The sequence below is a fragment of the Nonomuraea ceibae genome, from assembly GCF_019396325.1.
Classification (GTDB): domain Bacteria; phylum Actinomycetota; class Actinomycetes; order Streptosporangiales; family Streptosporangiaceae; genus Nonomuraea; species Nonomuraea ceibae.
Genome location: NZ_JAHKRO010000181.1, coordinates 3,836 through 12,838 on the forward strand (window position 1 = coordinate 3,836; position 9,003 = coordinate 12,838).

The following is a 9,003-nucleotide window of genomic DNA, read 5'->3' on the forward strand; positions in this document are numbered from 1 at the left end:
GCGGCCTGTTCACGTGCGGCCTGTTCACGTGCGGCCTGTTCACGTGCGGCCTGTTCACGTGCGGCCTGTTCACGTGCGGCCTGTTCACGTGCGGCTTGCTCGCGCTCGGCCTGCTCGCGCTCGGCCTGTTCACGTGCGGCCTGTTCACGTGCGGCCTGTTCACGTGCGGCCTGTTCACGTGCGGCCTGTTCACGTGCGGCCTGTTCACGTGCGGCTTGCTCGCGCTCGGCCTGCTCGCGCTCGGCCTGCTCACGTGCGGCCCGTTCGCGCTCGGCCCGTTCAACCTGCTCCGCCTCTGCTGGGGAGATATCGGCCGGCTGGCCGAACCCGCGGATAGCCTTCGGCGCTAGACGCGACTTCGCCTTCGGGGGCATTAGACCTCCTCGATTACGGAGGACCGCTGGTGCGTGGGCCATGCCTGCTTCCAGAGGGCCTTCAGCTCATCGGCGTGGGGATGGCGGATTCCTGCGAGCAGTTGCAGTGCCACAGCTTCAGCGACTTGGCAGACCTTGCGAGCTGTGTCACGTTCTCCCCTGGCTCCGCTGGCGAGGTAGGCGGAAAGCGGGGTCTCCGCAGCCTGGCTCTTGTCGACGACGGTGTAGTTCGGCAGGCGGCCCTTCCACACCGGAACGTCATAGTCGGGATCATTGTTGCTCTGGGCTTCCTCGACTTGGGCCATCAGCTGGCCCTGAGTCTGGCTCCGTTCGGTGTATTCGTTGAAGACAAGGCCGAGGACGTCAAGGTCTTCGTGCTTGTAACTGTCCTTGACCTCTTGGACCAGGAGGAGGGTGTCCGGGATCGCCTCGACGCCGAACCTCTGAGCCTGGGTGACAAGCAGGGCGTGGTAGGCGGCTTTGGCTGCCTGGATGGAGATGAGGGATCCGCCGGGGGGAGTATCGATGAGGACGACATCCCACTTGACGTTGGGGGCGACATCCCCGCTGTCTTCGGTGGGAAGGAGAAGGGCGGTGGCTAGCTTCTCCAGGTCACCAGGGCGCCAGGTGGCTGCTTCGGTTTCTAGTGCGTGGTATGCGGTGATGATTCCGAGGGTGCCGATCTGACCAGTCCGAAGGGGGCCGCCGCGAGGGAAGGCTTCGTCGGCGTCGTAGCCCCAGTCGACGAGTTGAATGGCGTCCTCGGCTACACCTGCGATATCGGCCTCAATGACTTCCAAGACAGTGGGCTCGGTCGGTCGCTTCGCGGGTTTGCCGCCGAGCTTGTTGAGCGACGGCACCTCTTCGAGTTGAACCTTCTTGCCAACGCCGATCGAGGAGTTCCCCTGAGGATCTAGATCGATGATGAGGACGCGCAAGCCGAAGCGAACGAGTGCGTCGGCTAGGAGCAAGGTCAGCGTAGTTTTGCCTGCGCCACCTTTGCGCATCATCAGCGCGACGACGTTGGCTACCGCAGTGGTGTGATGCTGCTGCCACGCTGAGAGGCTAGTCGCCTCCCCCATGCCCTGCGCTGGCTGCTCGGCTATCTGAGTCGCCATATCTGACATAGCTGGTCCCCTCATTGTAACGGGCGTGTCCCATGGGGCGAGCGAGATCTGCTATCGCCGGGACCATGGTAGAGCGTCAAGGACGGTTTTCTAAGGATCTAGCGGTAACGCGCGTGTCGGACACTGCATGGTTGCGAGCTTGTGATGGTGATTGCCTGCACGCTTGCCCGAAGGTACGGCTGTCCGATTGTGTGAAAGCGAGGGCATGTGACCTGGGGTTTTTACGTTCGGTTGATCGGAGCCCCCCTTGCCTCCTTCCGGTGTGGACAGTGGCGTTCGCCGAGTTGGCCCCTGGGTTTATGGACGGTCATGCGCTTCACTGATGGGGCTGACGGTCGAAGGCTTGAGTAGCTGTATGGACAAGCGATAGTGAGTGCATCCCCGTCGAGGCGTTCCTCCGGGGGACTGACCTGATACGAGGGTGACTGCCCTAGGTGGACACCGGTCAAGTTGATGGCCTTGGTACGAAATCTAGCTAGCTCTACCTGCGGAAACGCCTCTGAGGGCCGAACAGCGCGGGGGTGGATAGGAAGTACCGGGGAAGGGGGATCGGCCGCGTAAGGGGCCTTGTGGCCCCGTGCGCAAACAGGGGTTGAAGCTACAGCTTCCCCGTCATCTTCCGTGGATTCCGGTAGGTCGACGACTTCGTCGAGCCTCCACCGTCACCAGCGTGCCGCAGCCTCTGCCCTTCCGTGATGTGAAAAGAGGGGTCACTCGCATCTTGGCGGGGGGCTCGGTGGGCCTCATTCGGCGCGTGAGCCCAGCAGGTGGCGCGCACGCCTTTGAAGTGGGCTCGATGAGGGACCGGGCAAGCCCAAAAGGGAGCGTCATGCGCTGGGGAGAGGGGTCCCTATCCCTATGAGGAGCCGAACCGCGCCTGGTGCTGTTGTGCGGTGAGCTCGGCCAGGCGCGGATGCACCTCGCCGAGCTGTTGCCGGAAGTCGGCGTATCTATCCTCGCTCAGGGCGTCGACGATCTCCTGTGCCCACCATCCGATCTCCCGGAGAGTGGGGAAGTGTGCCTGAGTCAATGGCCACTCCATCTCACGCACCGCGCGGCGCAGGCCGATGATGCTCTCCGCGAGCTCATCGTCGATGAGGTGGTCAAACCTGGTGCGGTAGCCAACGAGTTCCGATGCCGCTTCCCATAGGGAAAGGGCATGGCGGTCGTACCACTGTCCTTCGGCGGATGTGATCTTGGCAGGGCGGCCGGCCGAGAGTCGATGTGCTCGCTCCTGCCGCTCGCTCCGCGCCAAGCCCAGCGCGGCCGCACGGTGACGCAGGATCCGGTTCTCCACCGCCTGGCGCGTTCGGACGTTGAGCGGTGGGGCCATCCTGATCATGGCGATCTGCTTGGCGCATCCGAGTTCGAGTAGGTCTCGCTCGAGCCGATCCGCTTCTTCGGGCAGGTGCGGGAAGTACCGGCGGACGTAGGCCAGCACCCATAGGGCATCGATGACGTCATTCGATGTGACCCAGTCCGGCACTCTGTGGGATGCCAGGACGTATCGGATAACGGCGACCGGCTGTTCCTCCGGCACGTCGCGCAACAACGTCTCCAGGTCCGGATCGCGCACCTGTCGTCGGCGATCTACAATCTCAGTAATAGCCCGCTGACCTGCGGTTTTGCTGATCTGAGGCTCGGCACGCTTAGGCATGTCAATAGTGTATTGACATGTATGATCATGTTCGATTCACTCGAGATCTGGGGCTTGCATGTCTGACGGCTTTGAAGACGGCAGTCCGTCCGCCGTAGACGATGGTCGAGGCGCTGGGGCTGGATGTACCTGCGTCAGGTGACGTCCGTTCACTGGCGTACGGCGTCCTCACGCTGCTGGAGACGCGCGGAGCTGGCGAGGCCGCCACGGGCGTGAGCTCGGAGGGTGGCTGGGCTGGGCTGGGCTGGGCTGCGGTCTGTCCCGCGCATCGGACGCCGCTGGTGGATCGCATATCGTCGACGGTCTCGCCGGGGCAGGTGGTGAGGTCGGTCAGGTTCTCTGCGGGCGGTTCGAGCAAAGGCGGGTACACGTGTCCGAGCGTGAGGTGGTTGAGGACCCGGTTGGTCACGGCGACGGGGTGGTAGTCGTTGCAGTATGCGCGTCGAAGAGTGCCGGCCCAAGGGAAACCGCAGTCTCAAGGGCGTTCGCGATCTCCGGCCCGCACCTCGACATGTCGTTCGGATACGGCGGGGCGGGAGCCCCTCGCGAGTCGATCGATCTACACATGCTGACCAGGTAGCGGCACTCACAGGGCTCCTCGTGGTTTCTATGTACGAGGGGACGTCCCGCATGGAGGGTGTGAGCGCGCCGGCGCACCACGCCCTGCATCCAGAGGGCTCAGGACCAAGCGTGACCTTCAAGGCAGACACATCTGCGGTACGGCTGTGAGCGGGGACGTGCGCAGGATACGGACGTGTCCCAGGTCGTCGCCTAGCGGGTCCTGCCGATCGGGCGTGTCCTGGTACAGCTCGACGGTCATGACGCTCAATGGCGACCCCGTGTTCAGCCCCAGGCTGGCCAGGATGCTGGTGATGTTCTCGACCCTGAATCGCGCGATCGCATGCTCTTCCCCCTGGTCGGCGTACCGCTGGTTGGTGTTGATCAGGCCGGTTCTGGCGGGCGCCCGCGCCAGCAGCACGTTGCGTTGCCGCTCACCGTCGAACTGGGTCACCTGGGCGTAGATCAAGGCCCAGATCTGGGTGCGGGGTCTGGCCGGCCGCAGAAGGCGGCCGTTGTGGACTGGGGTCGCCACGGGAGCGCTCACCAGGATGGTCTCGGGGAGCCGGCTGACAGAGCAGGCCAGCGGGGGCGCCGGATGCTGCACGCCGGTGACCCGCAGCGGTGGCCCGAACCGGGCCTGCGCGGTCGACCACCGGCTCGCGCCGTGGCCCAGGCGCAGCTCGTACACGAAGAACCCGAACAGCTGCTGGCTCGTCTCGTCCATCCCGGGCGGCAGCGGCAGGACGTAGTGGTGGATCGGAGCATCCGGGTCACGTTCCTGGGCGGGGATGAGCGGCTGCATCGCGGCGAGGCCGTTGTTGTCGGCGCTCTGCCCCGGCGTGATGACGCGCATCGGTTCGGGATCGATCGGCAGAGGCGGTTCCGCAGGGGTCGCGATGTCCTCGTTCAGTGGGATCAGCAGGGGGTCGGGGGCGTAGCCGAGAACCCGCGCGAAATACTGGTCACCAGGGTCCGCGGGCGGAAGCGCGAATTCCAGCCACAGACGCCGGGCGCGTGGCTGCGTCGAGGAGTAGTCGGGTGCCGGCTCGTACGACGACTGCGCCAGTCCCGCGGAGACGAGCCGGGGTGTCTGGCGGGGCGGGGTGGTGATGGGGAGCCGCAGCTCCCACGTCAGCGGCGGGTCGGCGGTGGTGGACGGCTCCCGGAAGACAGGGCGGACGCTGTAGGACGTGGTGAGCTCCTCTGGGTGCCGGCCGGCTGGGGGAGTGCCGTCGAGCGCGTCGAAGAACACCAGCTCCGTCCTGGTGCGGTCCGGCTCCGGCCGCGCTTGCGCACCGGCAGATCGCGGCAGGTCGAGGGTGCCCACAACCTCACCGGACCCGTCGACGATCTCGAAACCGCGCGACGTCACGCCGCTCCAGGTCCAGTCCCGATCCAGGCCGACCCGGATGGCGATGATCCACTGCCGGGTCAGTTCCAGCTTGGAAGCGAACGTGATCCCCGATCGGGCGGATGTCAGCGTGTGCGCCAGTCGCGAGGAGCAGCCGAAGATCGTACGGTGGCCGGGCCTGCCGGCGAAGGTCAGCCCTGAGACGTCCAGGTCCAGTTGCTGCGCCAGGCGGGACGCAACGTCGTCAGGCGCCTGGTTCTGGCGTCCTTCCATGGCGAGCTCGGCGCTGACGTGGCTGGTCGGCGCCGGTTCGGGCGGCAGCAGGATCGCCTGGATCTGCCGTCCGGGGGCGTCGGGCGACCACAACGCGCGTTCGTCGGTGGCCTCCTGCCGCAGGTGGACCCCGGCGTCCAGCTGCGCGATCCTCGCTTGGTCGGAACCCCAGTACGCGAGCTCAGGATCGGGGTCGCCGACGGCGCGTATCCGCACCCGTACGTCCCGGGCGGTCGGGATCGCCAGCGGCCCCGTCCCCGGCGTGGGCTGGCTGGGATCCGCCGGCCGCAACGCGGCGACGTCCTTGACGTCCACGTATGTGAGGTCGATCGGCAGCGGTGCGGCGAGTGGCGCGGCCGACTCGAACCGCCGCAGCGCCGTGTACAGCCGCAGGTACGGCTCGCCGTCCACGCCTCTGTCGTCGCCGTCGGGCAGCCGCACCTCCACCGCGATCTGGACCGCCTTCACGTCCGGGTCGTGGACCCCGGTTTCGCGTTGTTCCTGAACGGCTTGAGCGGTGTCGGCCAGCAGCGCCGCGACGGGTTGGTCGAAGCCGGTGAACACCAGGTCGGGGTAGCCGATCAGGGGCCGTTCGACCAGGAGCCGAGCGGGTTCGGCGGTTACCTTCACCTGCTTGGGCGGGACGTGGCGGCGAAATGGGACGCGTCGAATCGGCGCCGGCGCGGGATTGCGGGGCAGCCGGTCGGCGGGGGGACCTCCGCCGCTGAGATCCATCAGCCGCACCCGGAACTCGTAGTCGCGGCCGTATCGCAGCGCAACCGCCTGGTCGCCGACCGGCTCACTGCTGGACATGCGCGGCGTACGCCCCGACACCTCCAGCGCGGTACGGTCGCCGGTCACCACCGACCGGCCCGCCCATGAGGTGAAGTAGCTCGGCAGCCAGTAGTCGCCGGTCTTGGCACCGAGCAGTTGCGCTGGCGTGGTGCGGACCCCGAGCTCGCCTTCGAACCGGCCGACGTCGATGGAGCCGACCCGCACGTCGCTGCGCACCCGTACCATCGAGCTCCAGGTTTCGGTGCCCGCGAGCCGCACGTCGACCCGGTAGCCGCCGACGCCGAGCACCGTGTCCTCGACGGTGGCCGGGCTGATCGCGCGGTTGAGCCAGATCGCGACCTGCTCGTCGTCCCAGCCGAGCCGGATCCCGATGTCCTTCACCGGCAGCGGTTCGCTCGGGTCGAGGTCGGCGATGCCCATGGTGCGGGGTTGCGCACCGTGCACGATCTTGGCGAAGCCGTCGTCGTAGGACGCGGCTTCCACGAACAGGTCGTCGAAGGTGCCTGGCGGTGTCGCCAGCACCGGGAACTGAACGGCGGAGAAGAGGGCGCGCGGACCGGAGAGCGCAGGGATCCGCGCCGCGTACACCGCCAGCACACTGGGGTCGGCGGCTGCTTGGGCGGCGTAGGCGCTGTGCGCCCCGAGGGTCGCGTATAGCCAGCCGCCCGTTTCGAAGAGGTCGCCGGCGGGCACCGACAGGTCGGCGTGCAGCAGTCCCAGCTTCTCCGCCAGGAGCGGGTTCTTCAGCCCGAAGGCGAGTACCTGTCCCCACGTGACCTCATGAGATACCGGCGGGCGGGGTGGCCGGGCCGCCACATTCGTCTCCGTCAGAACGCATCGGTAGCGGTCGTCGATCACCGCGTACTCGGTCCGGGGGCCGCGGAAGGCGAACGCCTCCCGGTAGCTCGGCATCAGATACTTCATGATCTGGGTGCCGGGCGGTCGTATCACCTGGCCCGGCGGCGTGGGTTTGATCGCGAAGCATGTCTCCAGTTCGGCGTACAGCCCGGCGCGGCCGGGGGCCGCCGGGCGCATGCCGAGCCCGATCCGGGCGGATTCCACGCCGGGAGACGGTAGTGAGTCCAGCCCGGCGACGATCACGACGTCCAGGGCGAGCGTGGCCTGCGCGAACGGCGGGGCACCCGGCAGCGGCGCCAGGCGCGGGTTGCCCTTCGGCAGGGCGAGCACCCGCAGCTCGAGCTTCGAGCCGTCCCAGGACTGCGGGAAGGTCAGCAGCGTGAGCCGCGCGTCCGGATTGGTCATGACGGGCTCTCCTGTTACGGCGGAATCGGCGGGAGCAGCCCGAAGTAGGCGGCCCCGGCCAAGGCCATAATCGCTTTACTCGGCAGCTTCTGGTCGTACTCGACCTCGATCGAGTACTCAAAAGACAAGATGTCGCACAGCTCGATCTCCCCGGCGATCGTGGTTTCGGCGCGGATGTGGATCTCCTCGTCGTCGACCCGCTTGACGAAGCCGATCACCTCGCCTTCCAGACCGACCTTGACGCCGGCGACTCCTTCTCCGATCTCGCATTCGAAGGAGAACCCGAAGAGCACTCCCGGGTAGTACTCCTCCTTGGCGAAGTCGGCGAGCAGGACGTACCCGTACCGGATCTCGCCCTCGACGCTGATGAGGTGCGGCACGATGGCGCCGCCGACACTGCCGACGGCGGCGGCGGACAACTTGATCTCGCGCTTGACCGGGTCCTTCGCCGTCTGCTCGTAACCCGTGGCGAAGTGGAGACGGAACAAGCCGCCCCCGTACACCAGCGGGAATATGGGCAGCTGGATCGAGCCTTCGATCTCGACTGAGATCTCCACGACTCCGCCGGGCATGAGGACGTCTCGGACGGCCCTCGTGGTGCCGATCTCGTAACCGACGCCGATCTCGCCTGTGATCTTTCCAGGCACGCGTAGCTCGAAGTCGATGAGATCGAGTTTCGCTTTGACCTTCTTGTTGCGCTCCACCTCGGCGGAGTTCGGGGTTTCGACGAGGAGGTCGACCGGCAGGCCGAACTCATGCAGGACTGTCAGCAGCTCCTCGACGGGCTGCAGTGCCCCGCCGAACTCGATCAGCGGCTTGGTCGCCCTGGGGGGACCGGTGCTGCTCGCCTGCAGTGTCGTGATCATCCGCATCAGGGGGCCGAACGGGTCGACGTCGGTGACGGTGCTCATCGGCCCGATCGTCAGGCCCCAGCTGGGGTGCGCTGTGGAGTCGAAGCGCAACGCGATTGTCGCCGGTCCGCTCTGGTGGCGGTCGCCGCCCCGATACTCGGTGTACGCGTGCACGCCCGCCGCCTTGACGATCTGCAGCGAGCGTGGCGGGACGGTGTGGGTCAGCGGCGAAGGCGACAGCCGTATCTGGCCTTCGCCCAGCACGTGGAGCCGGTAGGCGTTGCTCGGGAACGCGATCGCGTGCGCGAGCTGGGGGAACAGGCCGGTCGCGCTCAGCATCGCGTGCGGATCGGCGAGAAGCGGCGCCAGATCCCCGGTGATGCTGTCCGCGCCCTTGTCGATCTTCACCCGGGGGAACAGCACGCGGAAGGTCTGCGTGGCGAGCAGCAGCCCGTAGTCGGCGGCGGGCTGCGATGGCGTGAAGAGGTCGGCGGGGTCGGCGAAGCGGTACGGGTGCGGGTTGGCCTCCGGCGAAAGCCCGGTGTCGCCGGCCCGAATCAATGGAACGCCGAGGTGCGGGTCGATGGGCTCCGGCTCGGGACTGTCCGGCGGCGTGTTGCGCATCGGTCGCGTCCGAGATGCGGTGTAAATGTGAACGAGCGTAGGTTGCCGTGCGGAACCGACCAAAGTTCGCACTACGCAAGGACCTACGCTCGTGGCACGCACACTACCGCCCATTCAAGCCATCCGC

Annotated in this window: 5 protein-coding genes; all 5 read right to left on the reverse strand. The window is 66.9% G+C overall.

Going from position 1 to position 9,003, the window contains the following annotated elements; genetic code table 11:
• Positions 1 to 374: hypothetical protein (locus tag KME80_RS47570; RefSeq protein ID WP_219518835.1), on the reverse strand; the 374-nt coding region annotated here is incomplete at its 3' end.
• The gene (locus KME80_RS47575; protein ID WP_219518838.1) at positions 374 to 1,501 is read right to left on the reverse strand and encodes a ParA family protein; all 1,128 of its coding nucleotides are present in this window, start codon (positions 1,499 to 1,501) and stop codon (positions 374 to 376) included. The genes KME80_RS47570 and KME80_RS47575, both read right to left, overlap by 1 nt.
• An 856-nt stretch (positions 1,502 to 2,357) precedes the next feature.
• Positions 2,358 to 3,158, reverse strand: coding sequence for a hypothetical protein (locus tag KME80_RS47580; RefSeq protein ID WP_219518841.1), 801 nt, complete (start codon positions 3,156 to 3,158; stop codon positions 2,358 to 2,360).
• A gap of 697 nt (positions 3,159 to 3,855) precedes the next feature.
• The gene (locus KME80_RS47585; protein ID WP_219518845.1) at positions 3,856 to 7,401 is read right to left on the reverse strand and encodes a hypothetical protein; all 3,546 of its coding nucleotides are present in this window, start codon (positions 7,399 to 7,401) and stop codon (positions 3,856 to 3,858) included.
• A 14-nt stretch (positions 7,402 to 7,415) separates the two neighbouring features.
• Positions 7,416 to 8,876, reverse strand: coding sequence for a hypothetical protein (locus tag KME80_RS47590; protein WP_219518848.1), 1,461 nt, complete (start codon positions 8,874 to 8,876; stop codon positions 7,416 to 7,418).
• Positions 8,877 to 9,003: the final 127 nt, after the last annotated feature.

Bases quoted from the DNA above. Each gene is read 5' to 3' on its own strand.
- KME80_RS47580 (WP_219518841.1), bottom strand. From the start codon at position 3,158: ATGCCTAAGCGTGCCGAGCCTCAGATCAGCAAAACCGCAGGTCAGCGG.
- KME80_RS47585 (WP_219518845.1), bottom strand. From the start codon at position 7,401: ATGACCAATCCGGACGCGCGGCTCACGCTGCTGACCTTCCCGCAGTCC.
- KME80_RS47590 (WP_219518848.1), bottom strand. From the start codon at position 8,876: ATGCGCAACACGCCGCCGGACAGTCCCGAGCCGGAGCCCATCGACCCG.
- KME80_RS47575 (WP_219518838.1), bottom strand. From the start codon at position 1,501: ATGTCAGATATGGCGACTCAGATAGCCGAGCAGCCAGCGCAGGGCATG.